Annotated in this window: 14 protein-coding genes; 2 read left to right on the forward strand and 12 right to left on the reverse strand. The window is 40.4% G+C overall.

Annotated features, from left to right (window positions below; genetic code table 11):
* Positions 1 to 32 precede the first annotated feature (32 nt).
* From ABS917_RS15815 to ABS917_RS15850, 8 genes are all read right to left on the reverse strand, one after another.
* On the reverse strand, positions 33 to 626 hold the full coding sequence (locus ABS917_RS15815) for a transcriptional regulator (RefSeq protein ID WP_350479903.1): 594 nt from the start codon (positions 624 to 626) through the stop codon (positions 33 to 35).
* Between the two features lie 138 nt (positions 627 to 764).
* Positions 765 to 1,337: a 5' nucleotidase, NT5C type gene (locus ABS917_RS15820; RefSeq protein WP_350479904.1), complete on the reverse strand. Its 573-nt coding sequence runs from the start codon at positions 1,335 to 1,337 to the stop codon at positions 765 to 767.
* A gap of 9 nt (positions 1,338 to 1,346) precedes the next feature.
* Entirely contained in the window at positions 1,347 to 2,423 is a 1,077-nt protein-coding gene (locus ABS917_RS15825; protein WP_350479905.1) for an FAD-dependent monooxygenase, read from the reverse strand.
* The gene (ribD, locus tag ABS917_RS15830; RefSeq protein WP_350479906.1) at positions 2,416 to 3,531 is read right to left on the reverse strand and encodes a bifunctional diaminohydroxyphosphoribosylaminopyrimidine deaminase/5-amino-6-(5-phosphoribosylamino)uracil reductase RibD; all 1,116 of its coding nucleotides are present in this window, start codon (positions 3,529 to 3,531) and stop codon (positions 2,416 to 2,418) included. The genes ABS917_RS15825 and ribD overlap by 8 nt, the downstream gene beginning before the upstream one ends.
* A gap of 12 nt (positions 3,532 to 3,543) precedes the next feature.
* Positions 3,544 to 4,278 carry a GTP cyclohydrolase II gene (locus ABS917_RS15835; RefSeq protein ID WP_350479907.1) on the reverse strand — a complete coding sequence of 245 codons (735 nt, stop codon included), beginning with the start codon at positions 4,276 to 4,278 and terminating at the stop codon, positions 3,544 to 3,546.
* A 345-nt stretch (positions 4,279 to 4,623) separates the two neighbouring features.
* Positions 4,624 to 6,069 (reverse strand): sodium/pantothenate symporter, encoded by a 1,446-nt coding sequence (panF, locus tag ABS917_RS15840; RefSeq protein ID WP_350479933.1) that lies wholly within the window; start codon positions 6,067 to 6,069, stop codon positions 4,624 to 4,626.
* A complete protein-coding gene (locus ABS917_RS15845; RefSeq protein ID WP_350479908.1) occupies positions 6,069 to 6,332 on the reverse strand; it encodes a YhdT family protein in 264 nt (87 codons plus the stop codon). Before ABS917_RS15845 ends, panF begins: the two co-directional genes overlap by 1 nt.
* A gap of 214 nt (positions 6,333 to 6,546) precedes the next feature.
* On the reverse strand, positions 6,547 to 7,530 hold the full coding sequence (locus tag ABS917_RS15850; protein ID WP_350479909.1) for a diaminopimelate dehydrogenase: 984 nt from the start codon (positions 7,528 to 7,530) through the stop codon (positions 6,547 to 6,549).
* A gap of 251 nt (positions 7,531 to 7,781) precedes the next feature.
* Here ABS917_RS15850 and ABS917_RS15855 point away from each other — a divergent pair, with 251 nt between their 5' ends.
* Together ABS917_RS15855 and ABS917_RS15860 are read left to right on the forward strand one after the other, a co-directional pair.
* A complete protein-coding gene (locus ABS917_RS15855) occupies positions 7,782 to 8,240 on the forward strand; it encodes a hypothetical protein (protein WP_350479910.1) in 459 nt (152 codons plus the stop codon).
* On the forward strand, positions 8,228 to 8,521 hold the full coding sequence (locus ABS917_RS15860; protein WP_350479911.1) for a YxcD family protein: 294 nt from the start codon (positions 8,228 to 8,230) through the stop codon (positions 8,519 to 8,521). Before ABS917_RS15855 ends, ABS917_RS15860 begins: the two co-directional genes overlap by 13 nt.
* A 56-nt stretch (positions 8,522 to 8,577) precedes the next feature.
* Here the strand turns inward: ABS917_RS15860 and ABS917_RS15865 are convergent, their stop codons facing one another.
* From ABS917_RS15865 to ABS917_RS15880, 4 genes are all read right to left on the reverse strand, one after another.
* The gene (locus ABS917_RS15865; RefSeq protein ID WP_350479912.1) at positions 8,578 to 10,884 is read right to left on the reverse strand and encodes a YhgE/Pip family protein; all 2,307 of its coding nucleotides are present in this window, start codon (positions 10,882 to 10,884) and stop codon (positions 8,578 to 8,580) included.
* Positions 10,885 to 11,220: 336 nt separating this feature from the next.
* Positions 11,221 to 13,374, reverse strand: a complete 2,154-nt coding sequence (locus ABS917_RS15870) for a 5'-nucleotidase C-terminal domain-containing protein (protein WP_350479913.1) — start codon at positions 13,372 to 13,374, stop codon at positions 11,221 to 11,223.
* Positions 13,375 to 13,548: 174 nt separating this feature from the next.
* Complete coding sequence (acnA, locus tag ABS917_RS15875) at positions 13,549 to 16,245, reverse strand: aconitate hydratase AcnA (protein WP_350479914.1); 2,697 nt, start codon at positions 16,243 to 16,245, stop codon at positions 13,549 to 13,551.
* Positions 16,246 to 16,542: 297 nt separating this feature from the next.
* Positions 16,543 to 17,373 (reverse strand): DUF2785 domain-containing protein, encoded by an 831-nt coding sequence (locus ABS917_RS15880; RefSeq protein WP_350479934.1) that lies wholly within the window; start codon positions 17,371 to 17,373, stop codon positions 16,543 to 16,545.
* Positions 17,374 to 17,448: the final 75 nt, after the last annotated feature.

A 17,448-nucleotide genomic window follows, 5' to 3' on the forward strand; every position in this document is an offset into this window, starting at 1 on the left:
ACCCTGCCTTTACCGGCAAGGTGTTCTTTTTATTACTCCGCTTTAAAATCGAGCATTTCATTAATTTTCGATAAATCTTCCATAATACCTTTTTTCTGGTTGGCGATGCCGTCATACCACTTGTTTAGAATGTCCTGCATGCCCTTCTCGATTTCTTTTCCTTCCGATACGAGCTGTACCATCACGTCGATAACCTTTGTACGTTCTTCATAAAACTTGACGCGTGCCGGGAAATCTTTGCCGATATTTTGCTTGAAAATATAGCCAAGTTTAATAATTCCGTTGTTCATCAGCTGCTCCGAATAAAGTGTTGAGCCGACAACTGCTAGACGCTCTGTAAAATCCGGATTTTCTTTAATATAATTTTGCATCAAGAGGGCTACCTCATCTGCAAATGATTTAAGTTTGTTACGCTGGCCGTCCATCAGATTTTTTGATTCCTCAAAAATACTAAGCATCAGCTCTGTATGTTCAAGCATATTTTTTACTTTATTTAATGGTTCTTCACTTGCCCCATTCAGACGTACTTGAATTGTACGGTATACATACTGGCGTTGTAAGTAAGCCGACAGTAATATAATCCCATTGTAATGAACGCTTGCTTCGTAATGTTGTTGTGTTATCATAGTAAAATCCTCCACCGGTATGTCTATACACTGTTAACAATACCACATATTCATTCACTTGAAAGGAAAAAATTCAAACTATTTTCACTTTTTATATAAAAAAACTCCCGGAAAAGCTCCGGGAATTTTCTCTGCCGATTACACCGAGGCATAACCGATCAGTTTATTGAATTCGTCCCAACTTGTCAGACGCGTATATTCTACTGCCTGATTGTATGACTGATTTTTCACAACGACTTTCGTTGTACTACCCGCCAATGTGTTTAAAACAGCCGGCTTATCATCTACATATACGTCAAGTTCCAGGTTTTTGATGATATCAATTTTCTCATGGTCTGCCATTCCGCAGTAAAAACGCTCATCAACAACCGGGAATCCCTGTGCTTTTACCCAAGCACGGGTCTGTTCACAATACCCTTTCGGACGGGACGTTATATAATAAATTTCATGTCCTTCATCTGCCAAAGCATTTAAAACTTCCTTAGCCCCTTCAAAGCTTGGACAGTCCGTGAAATAGATTTCTTCCATCGTATCTTTCCACATTTGGCTGCCTTCTTCATTTGTTAATCCAAATGGTACGTGAATTTCGACAGTCGGGATTGTGTCGAAAACGTCTTCGCCGATCGTCTTGTTCAACTTTTTATTATATAAATGAAATGCATGACGACGTAAATCGATTAATGTATCATCAATATCAAAACCAAATTTCATATATCTCACCTAACTTAATACGAGAAAAGCTTCATGGAACTTTTGCTCTTTTTCTATTTGTATAGCCTGGATTTTTTCGATTTGTTTTTTTCGTGCCGTTGCGCAGCTGACAAAATCAAATTCCTCATTTTCCAGCAGCATTTGTGCCAGGACATGGGCATCCATTAACGAACTATTTAATCCGTAGGCGCCTGTCGGAGTCATCGTATGAACAGCATCCCCAATTAATGCGACACCTTCTTTTCCCCATTGTTCGGTCGTACTGCTGAATACATCAAGCAGCACAAAGTCTTTCCAGGACCGAATATGCTCCTGTACGACAGGTGCCAATTGAGGAAATGCTTTTACGAGTTTTTCTATAAACGGTATAAACGGCTGTTTGCGTAATTCCGGATAGCTTCCCTTTTCGATATTCCAGCCGATTTGGACAAATCCTTTTGCCTGCGTAAACAAAGAAATTTGCATGCCGTCTACTAAGGCCATTTTAATGGAAGGAGTCCAATTTTCAGGTGCCGGTATTCTCGCCCAAAGCAAGTCATAACCATGATCACGGATCGTTACATCCAAATCCGCCAATTTTCTAACTGTTGAATAGCGCCCATCCGCACCGATGATCAGCTGTGCTTCAATTATAATATCAGCATCCCCTTGTTTAGCGCGAACAGCTATATATTGTCCATGTTCGTTTTGAATAAGCTCTTTAACCGTCGTATTCAATAAATAGCTAAACGTTGGATAGCCTTTTGCCTGCTCAATAATTGCCTGAAGCAAATGAGCCTGCGGAACATGGATGCCTAAATGGCCTACAGCCGGATCCGGTTCAATTGTTTTAAACTTTTCACCGCTCATCCAATATTCCAAAGTTTCCATACGCAGCAAACCGAGCTGTTCAATTCGTTCGAAAAGCTCGTACTGTTTTAAAATCCGCTCGCCTTCTTCATTTAAATGTTCCCCGCGGAATGCCTTCGCAAAGTCATTTGTCCGCTCAATTAAAAGAACCGACACATTATTTTTCGCCAATATATTGGCAAGCAATGCACCGCCCGGACCACCGCCAACAATGCAAACATCCACTTTTCTATTCATGTAAACCAGCCTTCTTTGGATAGGCTATAATACGCAAATCTTCCCCGATGCGAGTGACTTCACCGAATTCAAGCCGGCTTGCCAAATCGATTGTTTCCACATCAGATCCGGTAAACGGCGTAATGGAGTTTTCCCCACCCAATACTTTCGGAGCGACATATACCATATACTGGTCTATGAAGCTGCCTCGTAAAAATGATGCGTTCACATTGCCGCCACCTTCAACAAGCAGATGCGTAATGCCCTTTTTATATAATGCTTTCAACATATCCTCTATGTTCAAGCCTGTTGATTCTTTTTCCACACGGATAATTTCAACACCGTTGCGTTCCAACTTCTCTGCCTTTACTGCATCTGATTCTAGTGAAGTGACAATGATTGTACGAGCTTCTGTCGTATCCGCAATATGCGCATCCACCGGTGTTTTCAAAGTACTGTCCAAGACTACCCGAATCGGGTTACGTCCTTGTCGATTATCCTTTAGACGAGTAGTCAGTTTCGGGTTGTCATTTAGAACTGTTTGAACACCGACTAATATCCCGTCCACTTCATGACGCAATTCATGGACATCCGCACGTGCTTGTTCACCTGTAATCCATTGAGAGTGTCCGCTATATGTGGCGATTTTGCCGTCAAGTGTCATCGCAAATTTTGCAACGACAAATGGACGCTCTGTCAGCATATTATGAATAAAACGCTCATTCAGTTTTTGAGCTTCCTCCTGAAGAACCCCAACTTCCACTTCGATTCCCGCTTCACGCAACAGTCGAATACCACGGCCTGCTACTTCAGGGTTTGGATCTTCAGTTGCAACAACAACACGTTTAAATCCGCTTTCCTTAAGCAGCTTCGCACAAGGTGGTGTTTTGCCGTAATGCGAACACGGTTCCAATGTGACATATATTGTCGCATCTTTTGTATGCTCGCCTGCCATGTTAACCGCATGTACTTCTGCATGGGGCTCCCCTGCTTTTCGATGAAGTCCTGTACCGACGATGACGCCATCTTTTACGATAACGGCTCCGACTAACGGATTTGGATTTGTATTCCCTCTGGCACTTGCCGCTAATTGAAGCGCAAGTTGCATATAGTCCTGATCAGTTTTCATATGAAATTCTCCTTACACAGTTAGCTTTTCAACCATCGCGATATGCCCAGACTTTTCTACTTTTGTTTTCAAGTACTGTTCATTCGTTTCCGTCAGACCGCCCCATAAAGGAATATGGCCATCCGCAAGTAATCCGTTGTCCTGCAGTGCCGCAAGCTTTTTCGGATTGTTCGTAATGAGTGTTACCGGTTTTGTACGAAGCACCTGTAGTACACGGATTGCATCATCATACGAACGTACATCATCTTCAAAACCGAGTGCATGATTGGCTTCTACTGTATCAAACGCTTCTTCCTGCAATAAGTAAGCTAACGATTTTGAAAAAAGCCCAATACCTCGCCCTTCATGATCCGCTAGATAAAATATTGCACCACAGCCATGTTCAACAATCATTTTCATCGATTCATGTAGCTGATAGCCACAGTCACAACGCTGTGAACCGAAAATATCACCTGTATGACAAATACTGTGCATGCGGATCAATACATCATCCTGGTTGGCAAAATCTCCATACACAAGTACAGAAGACTGCTGGCCAAATGCTAAATGCATTGACGATACAGATTCTACTACCTGTTCTTTCGTCTGATTTTTTTCAACAGTCGTCCATGAATACCATTGGAACGTCGCTTCTAAATTTTCTTGTTTTATAGGTAGCTTTACCGGTCCGACTACTGCAATATTTTGCAGATCATCACGACGGACAAGCTGAATTTTATCTTCTAAAATAGACATTAATTGTTTCATCTGATCACCTTTGATTTTTATTAAGTTACTTTATGTAACCTAGTTTACAATAATAAGCGTATAACGTCAAATAAGAGATTGGTATCTAATCTAAAAACAACATCTTTCTCACAGAGAAAAATGTTGTTTTTTTGGTGAAGTAAAATGATTTCCATTTCGGGTCGGACGCTTTCCGAGGGCGTGGCCTGAGCCTGTAGTCTCAGGCGTCACGCTATTCCTGCTGGAGTCGCCCCCCTCCATTCCAATCAATTTATGCGTTTCTTAATAAGAGTTCCCTAAACCAATTAAATTTGGACTTATAATATCTGTTTCTTCTATCATACAGACCTAAAACGGTTCTGGCTATTAGAAATGATAATCTTCTATTTTTTTCATCTTTTGCGAAATCAGACTAACTGCTACAAATGTAATAAGTGAAGCGATGATTGGAATTGTAACGGAATGCATGCCATAAATATTTTCCGCAAAGCGGTAGATGACAATATATAATGTCAGACCGACAATCATCGAACTGATTGCCCCGTATTTATTTGCTTTCTTCCAGTACAGTCCAAATATTACACTCCATAAAAAGGCTGATTCCAGTCCGCCGAACGCAAACAAGTTCAGCATGATTAATAGCTCAGGTGGTTTAACGGCGAAAATAACTACCGCTATCCCAATGATGCTCGTTACCCAGAAGCTGCGGTTTTTAATTTGTGCATCGCTTGCTTTCGGATTGATATAGTTTAGATAAATATCTTTTACAACTGTTGAACTTACTAGAATAAGCAATGCATTAACCGTCGACATAATGGCTGCCATTGGAGCTGCGAGTACGATTCCCGCCAGTAAAGGCGGCAGCACTTCCAATGTCAGCAACGGCATCACTTTATCGCCGACATCAATTCCCGGCAAAACCGGACGTGCAAATACACCAATTAAATGCATGCCGAACATGATTGTCCCGATACCGATTGTACCTATTAAAATTGCTTTATGTAAGCTTTTCGAATCTTTGTAGCTCATGGCACGAACGGCAATTTGAGGCAACCCAATGACACCTAATCCAATTAAAATCCAAAATGTTGATACATACAATGGTGTCAGGTTTTGTTCTGCACCAAACGGCGTCACTAAATTCGGATTTTCTGCTACCAGTCCTTGCATGATCGTGTCAACACCACCACCGGCAATGACAGTTGCAATTAGAAGGATCACTGTACCAATAATCATAATGGAACCTTGCAATGCATCCGTTAACGCAACAGCCCGGAAACCACCGATAATTACATATGCCAAAACGGCTACCGCAAAAATGAGCAGTGCATTTGTATACGACAGCCCAGTCAATGATTCAATCAGACGTGCACCACCCACCCATTGCGCTGTCATCGAGGCAAAAAGGAAAATGATGATACTGATTGCCGATAAAATAACAATCGTATGGCTGTCATAGCGTTTCTTTAAAAAGTCGATCAAAGTAATGGCTTCAATACGGCGTGCAACAATCGCAAATTTCTTGCCGAGCACCATTAACACAAAATAACCTGCAGGCAGCTGTGCCATTGCTAATAGAACCCATCCAAGTCCTGTATTATAGGCAACACCCGGTCCCCCGATAAAGCTTGAAGCACTCCCGTATGTCGCCATCATCGTCATCGCCAGGATGAACCCGCCCATTTCGCGTCCGCCTAAAAAATACTCCTGTAAAAACGAGTTAGATGTGCGTACTTGGCGATTTGCCCAAATACCGATGCCAAAAATGATAATTAAAAATATGAGTAATGGAATAATGACCGACCAATGTATCATTTTTGCTCTTCCTCCTCTTCAAGTGAAATATCTTTGAAGAAAAGCTTCATCGCGAGCCAGATTGCGATAATCATGAAAATTGTTCCTGCGATACAGCTATAGAAAAACCATGCCGGGAATCCGAATACGTAATCATACTCCAGCGGGTCACCTGAACCGAGCCCATATGCGAACCCGAACCAGATCGCAAAATTGATGATGACAAGCACGACACCGATCAGTGCTTCTTTATGTGCGATTTTGAAACGCTTAGCCTGCACATTAAAACATCCTTTCTGTATACTATTTGAATCTGCTGTAATTTCAGATCATGAGGGAATTTTAACTCGCTCTAAAGTGGACAACCATCTTTCAGAGACTTAACTTCTCTATTCTACGTTGCCAAACTGCGAAAGAAAAGAGTTTGTTGACGATTTGTCTAGCAAAAACCGAAAAAACGTCGCCTAAATTTATTAGACGACGCTCGTTTGGAAATTACAGTAATTCTTTGCGCAAATCTGCCGGAGATTTTGGTGATAAGAAACCATATGGAATGTCGAAAACAGTTTTTGCACCTTTGTCTCCTTTTGCATGCAATTTGTATGCAGCGCGGGCATAGGCAACGAGAACACTTGATGTGAACATCGGATTGGATTCAAGCGTTAATGAAAATTCCATAATTTGCTTGTCTGATTCGCCTGATTGACCAGAACGGATAACAAATCCGCCATGTGGCATACCTTGGTGATTTTCTTTAAATTCGGCTTCTGTAATAAAGTTCACCATCGTATCATATTCCGCAAAATAGTTTGGCATTTCTTTAATTTCTTTTTCGATCGTTGCTGCATCTGCACCTTCCGCTAAAACAACAAAACATTCACGGGCATGTTTTTCACGTGTTGTCAGCTCAGGATTTTCACCATTGCGCACACGGTTAACCGCTTCTTTAATCGGTAAAGTATATTGTACTGCATTTTTTACACCTTCAATGCGGCGTACTGCGTCTGAGTGGCCTTGGCTTAAGCCGTCACCCCAGAACGTATATGTATTTGCTTCAGGCAGAACTGTTTCACCTAATAGACGGTTCAATGAAAATAGCCCCGGGTCCCAGCCAACCGAAATGATGGAGACTGTATCACTTTTTTGTGCCACAGCATCAACTGCATCAAAAAATACCGGAATATTCGCATGTGTATCATAACTGTCAATTGTGTTGAACCATTGTGCAAAATGCGGAACTTGCTCAGGTAAATCTTTTGCAGAACCACCACATAAAATCATGACATCAATCTGTTCCTTATAATTAGGTGCATCATCCACTAAATAGACCGGTACATTTGATGATTGGATGGCAACAGATGCAGGATCACGACGCGTAAATACAGCTACCAATTCCATGTCAGCATTTTGACCGATTGCTGCTTCCACACCTCGACCTAAATTTCCGTAACCAACAATACCAATGCGAATTTTACTCATTATTTATTCCCCCATCTTAATTATTCGACGTTTATTCTTTACACAATGATGTAAATTCAGAATTTTCGTCTAAATTATATTTCATCATACAGTTTCATATTTATGAATACAATAATTTTTGTGCTTTTCACAAAAAATGTTATCTTTCGCGCAATGCTTGTATTATTTGCTGTAAAGTGTTTTCATTTTCTATTTAGATGAATTTTTGATATACTGATAAAGTAAATAAATAGACTAATTGGGGGAGAAACATGAAGAAATTATCAGCAGTTTTATTAGCATTCACACTTGTCTTTTCAAGTGTAGGGACAACGATTTTATTTGCTAATGATGCACAGTCAGTTGAAGCAAAAGGTTACAAATCAGGTAAAAAAGGCTTCAACAGCAACAATAACAATACTAATATTCAAAAAAACAATAATGATGCAACAAACCCGACAACAACAAAACAAAATAACAATACAACAAAAAAGAATGATTCAAATACAGCTTCATCAAACAAAGGCGGCTTAATGAAAGGCCTAATGCTTGGTGGTTTAGCTGGTTTATTATTCGGTAGCTTATTTGCCGGCATGGGTATGCTAGGTAACATTTTAGGTCTGTTAATCAACGTAGCAGCAATTGCGGCGATTGTCTTCTTCCTAGTGAAGATTTATCAGTTAATCAAACGCAAAAAAGATAAAGAGGTTACTGACACGTGGAAAAACTAACATTATCTGAACAAGATTTAATTAATGCCGTTTGTCTGTTCCATGCAAAATTCAAAAACACAGCACCTGAAGAAGTGGAAGCGGAGCTGATGTATGATGATGTTGCCGGATATTCAGCGGAAGCTTTCTATAACGGACAACTGGAAGTATACAACTCGGTGAATTTCATCATGGCACTTCGTCTGTATATTGATGAGCAGCTTGGCCGTGATTCAATGTCAGCACGTATTTCTCTGGATATTGATGATGAAGAAGGCATGATTGCACACGTAGAGTTATAATTGAACATCATAAGACCCGTCACTCTCTATTTTGAGAGTAGACGGGTCTTTTTTTGTTATGAAGTCGGCTGCACTTCCGGTGTGTACTTCGTCGTGAGTGATTTATAGCTTACGATAAACGCAATCAGTGCCAAGACAGAAGCAACGACTAAATAAATGACAAGGGTTAAAGCATTCGATGATAATAATGAAAGATCACCTAATGATATAACCGATTTAAATCCTGAAATCGAATACGTAAACGGTAAATATGCACTAACAGCCTGTAAATTTTCAGGAAGCATCGGGATCGGTAAATTCGAACCTGTAATCGATAATTGTGCAACAGCCAGTACAAGTGCGATAAATCGCCCAATGTTTCCGGCAACCGATACAAGGAAGAAAATAATCGACATGAATACAATGCTGACAAAAATCCCGAATAAAATAAACTGCATTACATGATCTACTGATAGCTGCAATACGACTAATGTAAATACCGTAACCAATATTGCCTGAATTATAGCAAACAGTGCTAATTGCAGCCATTTACTCACAAACCAGCTTATTGCAGACTTTGGCAATACAGCCGGCTTTTTAAAGTCAACAAACATGGACAATACAAGCATACCTACAAATAATGCCAACGATAAAATATACGGTGCAGTTGAATCACGGTAATATTCATATGCATTGACCTTTTCCCCTGCCAATGTGACCGGAGAAGAAAACATCGCAATATTATCGTCGGTAATTCGTAATGCCGCCACTTGCTCACGACCGCCTTCCAAACCAGTCGCCAATTCCGATGAACCTGCCTGAAGACGGTTGACCCCATCATTTAATGAAGTAACGCCTTCTGTCATCGTTTGCCAGCCAACTGCAACGGTTTCATTACCTGTGCTAATTTGTGTTAAACCGCTTTTCAGATTGGAAACACCTGTACCTAATCTGTTCCATGAGCTCGTTAGTGATGCGTTACCATTCGCAACTTGCGATGCACCACCCGCTAAAGTAGAGGCACCTGAAACGACTGCTGTCTGTCCTGCAACAAGTGCATCGATTCCTTTTACAGCTTTCTCTTGTCCAGCTGATAACGAACCAATTCCGGAAACGATTGTTTTTTGACCGGCAATCGCATTTTCAAGACCTGTTGTCAATGCGGGCATGGATTGTGCAATCTGGTTGGCACCATTGCTTAAAGCATTGGCACTTTGAACGGCAACGGGATAAACTGCACCAAGTTCCCCCAAGCCTGCACTTAAAGCAAGTAAATTTTCACGGTATGCTTCCATACCAGGTGCTTGTGCCAAACTTTGCAGTAATTCTGCCCCTTGCGCCATTTGTTCAATATTCGCCTGTTTCGACTGCAATACGGTCGCCAGCTGGTTCAGCCCTTTTGCCAACCCCGGATTCGCCTGCGTGCCGTCTCCCACAGCAATACCAGCGTAAAGCTGGTTCGCTCCTGCAGAAAGCTGCTGCAACCCATTCAGGAGATTTTCGGAACCAGGCTGTAATTTTTGTAAGCCTGAATAGATTTCCGTTGAACCGCCTTTTAATGAATTAAGTCCAGCTAACACTTGCTGTGATCCGCCTTTTAACTGTGTAGCACCTGATGCCACTTGACGTGATCCGGACGCTAGCTTGTTAATATCGCCCGTTCCCCCATTGATCGCAGAAAGAAGCTGGCCTGCCCCCGCATCGGCCGTTTTCGCACCGACAGCAAGCTTGTTAATATCTGCCGATTTTTCCGTCAACGATGTTAATAATGTGTTCGTCCCATTTGCCAGCAGCTCAGTACCATCCACGATTTGCTTCGAGCCATCTGCTCCGGTTGCAAATCCTGTTTCGATATCCGTAAACCTGGAGAATACCGTTCTGGCATAAGTTGCTGTAATTTTGTCCCCTAATTGTTCGCGAAGTTTTTCAACAGCACTGTTTGTCACTTGCGCTCCCATGAAGTTTAATCCTTCATTTTGGATATAGCGCAATTCCGGCACTTGCGGATTTGCATCAAGAACGGTTGTCACCTTTTGTGAAAAGTCTTCCGGCACTTCTACCACTAGGTAAAATTCCTGCTTATCCAACCCTTCCATCGCTTCTTCTTCCGTCACAAAATGCCAGCCTAATGAGTTACTTTCCTTTAATGTTTCCATTAAATCATTGCCGACATTGATTGCTTGACCACCCGAAACACCGCCTGCATCCTTATTGACGAACGCAACCGGTAAGTTATCCAGATTGTCATACGGTCCCCATGTAGCTGACAGAAGAACTGCTACATAAACAATTGGAATGAGCATGACACCGATCAACGCAATGACTAAACCTTTACGATTTTTCAGTGACTGCAATTCCTTCCCAAACAACTGAAACGACCCCATAAAAACCCCCCTTTTTATAAAAGTAGTCCTATACGAATGAATAAACACTCATTACGTATAACAATAATATATTCTAAGTTTTTACATTTTTCTACTGTAAAATGTAAAAAAATTCTATTTAGTACGTGAATTTTGTTCATATTAATATCCAAATTGTAGGACAATATAATCGTTAAATAACTTTCCATTTCAGGACTCACTTTATTAATCTGAATATTCCGAATAATATTGTTATTGATTGATAAGTTGAATGGTTTAATTTACATAATGATTTCAGAAAAAAATAAATAAAAAAACCACTAAAATGGTTCCCCAAATTAGTGGTTAAGCTGTTGATTATTTTTCTTCTGGCGCAGCTGTATCTACAATGCGGCCTTCAGTAGTAAACTTAATTTCTTTCATTGATAGTAATTGTTCTTTTAAGTTTTCCCAATCTGATAAACCTAAGTCAGTTACACGGCCTTCTCCATATGCTTTTTCGAACGTGCTGAAGCCGTCTCCGCCTTTAGCTGTGAACGCATTTGTAGCAACTGTATAAGTTTCGTTATCCGCTACATCTACATATGCTTTTGTTGCTTCATCATAGTATTTTAATGAAACGACACGAGAACCCGCTTCTTTAGAAGAATCGTATTCTAGTTTAGCACCTGCGATATGCAGGAATCCGCCATTCTCTTCCGGAGCACTTTTCACAGAGTGTTCAAATGCCGCTTTTAATTCAGCGCCTGTAACATCCATTAATGCTAATGTATTACCAAACGGCAACACTGTAATAACTTGTCCAGTCGTAATATTGCCGGCAGGAATTGCAGCACGAATACCGCCGCCATTTTGCAATGCCATTACAACCTTTTTATCCGTATACTGTTTTGCTTTTGCAAGCATACCGTCAGTAATGATATTACCTAATACTGTTTCGCTATTTCGAACACTTACAGCACTTGTTTCTGATTTACGAGGGCTCACTAAATCTTGTGCTAAAGTAACGCCGATTTCTGCTTTAGAAACTGCATCTACTTTTTCTTTAAATGGAGCAAGCATTTTTAAACCTTCAGCGTCATCTGCAAGTTTACCGATTTCAACTAATTGACCGTCATGTTTAACGATGACACCATTTTCGTCAAATTCAACATTCACTGTACCTAGGAAACCAGCATACTCTTTCGCCTGAACGATTAATGTTACGTCCTTTTTCTCGCCTACTGTGTTTGTATCAACTACGAATGGCTCTTTTAGCTCTGTATGTGAGTGACCGCCTACGATAATATCAATTCCAGGTACTGATTTTGCTAGAATTTGATCATTGTCATAAGCAGGATTATCGTCAAATCCGATATGTGTTAAAGCGATAATTTTATCGACACCTTTATCTTCAAACGCTTTTACCGCTTTTTTCGCTTCGTCGATATAATTTTCAAATGCTACACTGCCTGGTGAAGCGATGTCTTCCGTTTCAGCTGTCGTTAAACCGAAGATCCCGACTTTTTCGCCGTTTACTTCTTTAATCATACCAGCATAGATTTTGCCGTTTTCAGGCTCACTAGATACTAAATCCGAGAACATACCTGTAAACAGGCTGTCTTTTGTAAAGTCAACATTCGCCGTTAAAACCGGGAATTGTGCTGCTTTAATGAATTCTGCCAATGCTTTATGTCCTTCTGGAGAAGAACCTAAGTCAAATTCATGATTTCCCAATGTAATCGCATCAAATTTCAATGCATTTAAAAACGGTAGATCTGCTTGTCCTTCAAATTCATTGAAGTATAAAGTGCCGCTGAAAACGTCACCCGCATGCAATAAAAGCGCATCCGGTGTTTTTGCACGTTGTTCATTAACCGCCGTCATTAATTTTGGAAGAGCATCAACACGTGCATGAGTGTCATTCACATGCATAATCGATAATTTATAATTATTTGTTTCTGGTTCAGGTTGTGGTGCTGGTGCAGCTGCTGCAAGCATTGTTGCCAATACGCTTGACAGTTCGCCACGAGTAAGTTGTTTCGTAGGGTTGAATACAACTTTAGCTTCTGTTAATAACGCTGTTGCATCAATCGGATATACCGCAGATACATTCGTTAAAATTTTAGCTAATTGATTATGTGTAATTTTATCCGCTGTACGGAATGTGCCGTCTTCATAACCATTTACAAATCCAGTAGCTACTAGTGCCGCTATTTGACTATAATACTGGTTTGACGATTTAATATCTTTGAAGTTAGGATTTTTTACATTAGTTGTATCAAGTTTAAGAGCACCCGCAATCATTTTCGCAGCTTGTCCGCGAGTAACCGTTGCATCTGGTTTAAAAGTACCATCTCCAAATCCTTTTACGATACCTGCAGATGTTAAAGCATTGATCCCTTCTGCATATGGATGGCTAACAGTTACATCCGTAAAAATTGTCTCTTCCGCCATAACACCTGTTGCTCCTACAGCAACTGCCGTAAACGCTGCTAAAGCTGTTGCCGAATACATTCTTTTTTTCTTCATCCAAAAGACCCCCCAAAATTTTTAACCTACCTTTTGATAGTAACGAAATATTATAAAAATTTCTACATTTTCCGGAAAATTTTACTTATTTTTAACAGAAAATATAATTCTTAAGACATAAAAAAAGACAAAGTCAATAAAAATTGACTTTGTCTTTCATGTTATAGAATGGAATTATTGTTGTGCAGCTTTAGCACGTAATACCATTTGTAGGATACCACCGTGACGGTAGTAGTCTACTTCTACTTCAGAGTCGAAACGAGCTAACGCTTTGAACTCAGTTACTTTACCTTCTGGAGAAGTTGCAGTAACAGTTAGGATATCACGTGGTTTAACATTGTCAGTTAAGTTAACGTCGATTGTTTCGTCACCTTTTAATCCTAAAGTTTCAGCTGATTCGCCAGCCATGAATTGTAATGGTAATACGCCCATCATTACTAAGTTAGAACGGTGAATACGCTCGTAAGATTGTGCGATTACAGTTTTAACGCCTAGTAAGAATGTACCTTTAGCAGCCCAGTCACGAGATGAACCCATACCGTAGTCGTTACCAGCTAATACTACTAAGCCAGTACCTGCTTCTTTGTACTTCATGCAAGCATCGTAAATATACTCAACTTCGCCTGTTGGCCAGTAAGTAGTGAAACCACCTTCTGTACCTGGAGCGATTTGGTTACGGATACGGATGTTAGCGAAAGTACCGCGCATCATTACTTCGTGGTTACCACGACGAGAACCGTAAGAGTTGAAGTCACGGATTGCAACACCGTTTTCGATTAAGTACTTACCAGCTGGTGTATCTTTACCGATTGCACCTGCAGGAGAGATGTGGTCAGTAGTGATAGAGTCACCGAACTTAGCCATTACACGCATTCCAGCTAATGTTTGGATAGCACCTGGCTCTTTAGAAAGACCAGTGAAGAATGGTGGGTTTTGGATGTAAGTTGATTTTTCGTCGAAAGTATATAAGTTTTCAGTTGAAGTTTCGATTGCATTCCAAGCTTCGTTAGCAGTGAATACTGTTTCGTATTCTTTTTGGAATAATTCACGAGTTACAACTTTATTTAATACTTCGTTAACTTCTTCAGTTGATGGCCAGATATCAGCGAAGAATACTTCTTTACCTTCTGGAGTTACTGCGATTGCGTCTTTTTGTAGATCGATATCTACAGTACCCGCTAAAGCGTAAGCAACAACTAATGGTGGTGAAGCTAAGAAGTTAGCTTTTACTAATGGGTGTACACGACCTTCGAAGTTACGGTTACCTGATAATACAGAAGTTACGAATAAATCGTTTGATTTGATTGCATCTTCGATTTCTGGTAATAAAGGACCAGAGTTACCGATACATGTTGTACAACCGTAACCAACTGTGTTGAAACCGATTTGGTCGAAGTAGTCTTGTAAACCTGATTCTTCTAAGTAGCCAGTTACTACTTTAGAACCTGGAGCTAATGAAGTTTTAACCCATTTAGCAGGTTTAATACCTAACTCAACAGCTTTTTTAGCAACTAAACCAGCAGCTAATAATACGTATGGGTTAGAAGTATTTGTACAAGAAGTGATTGCTGCGATTGCTACCGCACCAGCCGGAATTTCAACAGCACCGTCCGCAAAGTTAGCAGTAGATGTTTTTGAGAATTCTTCTTCTGTTAAACCGAAACCTTGTGTACCTTGAGGAGCTACTACTGACTCACGGTAAACTTTTTTCATTTCAGTTAAAGGAATTAAATCTTGTGGACGCTTAGGACCAGAAAGGTTAGCTTCGATGTCCGCTAAGTTAATTTCTAAAACGTCAGTGTAAACAGGCTCTAATTCCGGGTTGAAGAACATGTCGTTAGCTTTTAAGTAAGCTTCAACAACAGCAATGTGCTCTTCGTCACGGCCAGTTAAGCGCATGTAGTTTAATGATTCTTCGTCAACTGCGAAGAAACCACAAGTAGCACCGTATTCTGGAGCCATGTTTGAGATTGTAGCACGGTCAGCTAGTGGTAAACCAGGTACGCCAGGTCCGAAGAACTCAACGAATTTGTTTACTACACCACGAGCACGTAATACTTGAGTTACTTTTAATGCTAAGTCAGTAGCTGTAGTACCGTTTGGTAATTCGCCTACTAATTTAACACCGATAACATCAGGAATCGGGAAGTAAGATGGTTGACCTAACATACCAGCTTCAGCTTCGATACCACCAACACCCCAACCTAGAACACCGATACCGTTGATCATAGTTGTGTGAGAGTCAGTACCTACTACTGAGTCAGGGAATGCTACTAAACCTTCTTCTGTTTCGTTAACGTGAACGATTGGAGCTAAGTACTCTAAGTTAACTTGGTGTACGATACCAGTTGCTGGTGGTACAGCGCGGAAGTTATCATAAGCAGTTTGAGCCCATTTTAAGAAGTTATAACGTTCAGCGTTACGCTCGAACTCTAAATCCATGTTCGCTTGTAATGCTGCTGCGTTACCGTATTTGTCTACTTGTACTGAGTGGTCAATTACAAGGTCAACTGGAATTGCAGGGTTGATTTTAGCTGGGTCTCCACCCATTTCTTTCATTGCAGAACGTAATGAAGCTAAGTCAACTACTACTGGAACACCAGTGAAGTCTTGTAATACTACACGAGAAGGTTTGAATGGTACTTCAGCATCTGCATTGTGGTTACCGAAGTTAGCTAATTCATTAACATGCTCGTCTTTAATTACATAGTTATCATATTGACGTAATACTGATTCTAATAATACTTTAATTGAATAAGGTAGGCGTGATACTTTTGCGATACCAGCTTCTTCAATTGCAGCTAAACGGAAATAGTTATAAGTTTTACCGTTAACTTCAAAAGTCGAACGACTGTTGTGTAAGTTTGCCATGTTGTGTTCCCCCTAGTTTTTCTTAATTGAAAAGGTTGTAATGCTCTTTTCTCCACAGTCAATAATAGCGCACATTCAAACATAAGTAAATTGCATTATTATTATCTTTTGCGATAAGTTAAAATTATGACCTATCGGAAATGCCATATTCTTCTGCAATAACTTTAGAAATCCTACTTTGTCAGAAAGTTCTTCTCACACTGTACTCCCCAACAATTTCATAATGCATTTTAAATGGCATACTTTTTTAGTACAGTTTATTAATTTGAAAGTTATTATTGTACTAAAATAAAGTTTTCAGTTTAATTTTAGCCAGTGCTGAATGAACGTTGATACAATACTGCGCAATTTTTCATTCCTATTGGCAAATTTCAAATAAAAGTAAAGCGTTTTTGCCAAGTTCAGCTGGTTTGTTCTCGCTTTAAACCAAAGTGCATCATAGCCGCGCTCATAGGCGACCATTTCCAGCTGGTCAAACAGCTGTTCAAACCATTCAATGAACAGTTCTTCATCGATGTTTTTGGATATCAATGCCTGAATGATATTGCAGAAACGTTCTTCTTCGTCATCGACAAATACATAGCCTTTCCAAATATTTGCCCGGATTGCCTGCAAAATTTGGGACGTAAAGCGGATCGGATAAAGCGGATGTGCAATAATGGCGCTAATTAACTCCGTTGTATTAGTAACGCTATGTGCCCAGCCCGACTTCGTATCGACGAAGCTTCGCAAATCCTGCTCTTTCGTTAACAGTACCACCGAATTTTGTGCAAGCAGCTCCAACTGCTCACTCGTTAAAACGGCAAGCTGTCGATCAGCATTGACGATTGCCGCTAAATAAAGAGCTGCATAGGATCGCTGAAAAACAGAAGTTGTCCCCTTTTCACCGATATTATAAAGTAAACCGTCTGTTGAAGAAAGTTTGCTCACAAAATCGGTAATAACTGTCTCGCCGAATGCATTTTCCGACAACAGCAAAATGAACAGACGATAATTCAGCTGGTCACGGATTGCTGCTTCTTCATGACCAATTGTCTCCTGTAAATCATTCAGTATCGACGGGTGCTCCTGAATAGAATATTTTCGCTCTTCCGTCGTCATTTCAAAAAACTTTTCATAATCTTCCACTAACAAAAAGACGCCTCCTAACCAAATGACTAACAATATTGTAAGAGACGTACGATCATTTGACTAGGTAAAAGC

The organism is Solibacillus sp. (assembly GCF_040273735.1).
In the GTDB taxonomy this organism is placed as follows: Bacteria; Bacillota; Bacilli; order Bacillales_A; family Planococcaceae; genus Solibacillus.

Excerpts from the sequence above, each read along its gene's own strand:
- ABS917_RS15815 (WP_350479903.1), bottom strand. The coding sequence starts at position 626 with ATGATAACACAACAACATTACGAAGCAAGCGTTCATTACAATGGGATT.
- ABS917_RS15820 (WP_350479904.1), bottom strand. The coding sequence starts at position 1,337 with ATGAAATTTGGTTTTGATATTGATGATACATTAATCGATTTACGTCGT.
- ABS917_RS15825 (WP_350479905.1), bottom strand. The coding sequence starts at position 2,423 with ATGAATAGAAAAGTGGATGTTTGCATTGTTGGCGGTGGTCCGGGCGGT.
- ribD (WP_350479906.1), bottom strand. The coding sequence starts at position 3,531 with ATGAAAACTGATCAGGACTATATGCAACTTGCGCTTCAATTAGCGGCA.
- ABS917_RS15835 (WP_350479907.1), bottom strand. The coding sequence starts at position 4,278 with ATGAAACAATTAATGTCTATTTTAGAAGATAAAATTCAGCTTGTCCGT.
- ABS917_RS15850 (WP_350479909.1), bottom strand. The coding sequence starts at position 7,530 with ATGAGTAAAATTCGCATTGGTATTGTTGGTTACGGAAATTTAGGTCGA.
- ABS917_RS15855 (WP_350479910.1), top strand. The coding sequence starts at position 7,782 with ATGAAGAAATTATCAGCAGTTTTATTAGCATTCACACTTGTCTTTTCA.
- ABS917_RS15865 (WP_350479912.1), bottom strand. The coding sequence starts at position 10,884 with ATGGGGTCGTTTCAGTTGTTTGGGAAGGAATTGCAGTCACTGAAAAAT.
- ABS917_RS15870 (WP_350479913.1), bottom strand. The coding sequence starts at position 13,374 with ATGAAGAAAAAAAGAATGTATTCGGCAACAGCTTTAGCAGCGTTTACG.
- acnA (WP_350479914.1), bottom strand. The coding sequence starts at position 16,245 with ATGGCAAACTTACACAACAGTCGTTCGACTTTTGAAGTTAACGGTAAA.